This is a genomic window from Ilumatobacter sp., assembly GCF_049588435.1.
GTDB lineage: Bacteria > Actinomycetota > Acidimicrobiia > Acidimicrobiales > Ilumatobacteraceae > Ilumatobacter_A.
Window position 1 is genome coordinate 1 of sequence record NZ_JBAVYV010000344.1, and the last position, 1,641, is coordinate 1,641.

The 1,641-nt window shown below is 62.5% G+C and carries 2 protein-coding genes; one reads left to right on the forward strand and one right to left on the reverse strand.

From position 1 onward, the window contains the following. On the reverse strand, positions 1–1,037 hold a 1,037-nt coding region (locus WBV89_RS13445; RefSeq protein ID WP_423981862.1), incomplete at its 3' end, for a permease. Positions 1,038–1,066: 29 nt separating this feature from the next. Between WBV89_RS13445 and WBV89_RS13450 the strand changes: the two genes are divergently transcribed. Further along, the coding region (locus tag WBV89_RS13450; RefSeq protein ID WP_423981863.1) for a hypothetical protein at positions 1,067–1,641 on the forward strand (575 nt) is incomplete at its 3' end.

Genomic DNA, 1,641 nt, shown 5'->3' on the forward strand with positions numbered 1-1,641 from the left:
TCAGGAGTCAGTGATCCCAACATCACGGTCACCAGCCAGATGACCAGAAACAGCCCGGCCGCCAGAGCCATGATGAGGCGTCCACGGAACACGGTGCGGTAGAGGAAGATCAACTTCAGGTCCATCAGCGGTCCGTAGGTGAGGAATGCCAGTTTCGCGGCAAACGAGAAGTGGTGCAGCGTGGCGGCGATGAACGCATCCGAGGTGCTGCAAAGGCTCAGCAGGAACGCCAGCACCATCATCGCGGCCGGTCCGGTGGCCAACCCGCCGGCCAACCGGTTCAGCCCGTCCGCCCCCGGCGCGATGCCGGTGTTGAAAAACGCGGTGATCGCCACTCCCAGCGAGAAATAAATTCCCACATCCACGAAGTCCCTCAATCCGGAACGAACCGCGGCCACCACCCGTTCATCCGTGTTCATGCCAACTTTTTTCACGGATGCCTGGTGGGGCACGAACTTAACCGACCTCGGATCGTACGCGGGCGATTTCTTCGCAACGATCGATCGACGGATGCTTTCGACCAATTTGGGCGTCAGCATTTTCGCCAGAGGCACCCGGCAGGTGATCATCCCCACTCCCACCGCGAGCAGGTAGGCGAGTCCCAACCTTGCCATCACCATGACCCACGGTTCCTGCCCTTGGAACGCATGCCAGGTGCTCAGCGCGGTGATCGGGTTGATCACCGGCGCGGCCAGCATGTAGGTGAGCCCGCAGGAGATGGGCAGCCCCTTCTGCACCAGTCTGCGGATCACCGGCACCACCGCGCATTCGCAAATCGGCAGGAACAGCCCGAGCAATCCGGCCACCAGGATCGCTGGCACCTTCCGCTTCGGAAGAATTCGCTCCATCATGCCCGGCGGCAGGAAAACATCCAGGACGCCGCTGATCATTGCGCCGACCAAAATGAATGGAGCCCCTTCGAAAAGGATGCTCAAATACGCGAACGAAAAATCCCGGCTGGCTTCAAGCATCGGCAGGGCACCTTGTCGTCCAGCGGACGTGGAACCACCATCCGCCAGTTGCGACGAAATTGCCATCATCGGGTCGGTGACTTCCGCGGAACGGCGTGCACCTCAATCGATTTCGCGAGTTGCACGTCGGGGATTTCCCGGCAACTCTCGCGGCGGGAAACATGACCTCATCCGCATCCACCACACGTCAGGGAGACGGCCGCCTGTGGGCGATCGCCCTCCTGTGGTCGTTGCTGATCAACGTCGTCTTCCTCGGTATCCTCGGATTTTCGATGGTGAAAAGCCACATCTTCCGGCCGCCGATGCAGCCCACTCCGCAGGCAGCGGAGACCACGGTGACCATCTTTCCTGAGATGATCCAGGCCACCCCTGCCGACGCGGCCGAAGCTCCAGCAGGGCCAGCCTCCCGTGAACCACGGTTTGCCCGGACCTCCGAGGATCAGGAATCCCCCGCTCCGGACGCCGCTCGCTTCATCGGGGAGCGCGACACCCAGGCCACCAGTGACCGGACGCCCCAATCCGCGGCACCGGACCTCCCTTCCCAATCCGGGATTGAGCACCTCAACAACGAGCACCTCGAAACCACGGAGAGCGATTACCGCGATGGCAGCCTCGCCGGATCGACCACTGCCCGCCCCACCCCAGCGCCTGAACCGCCTGTGCCCCAGAC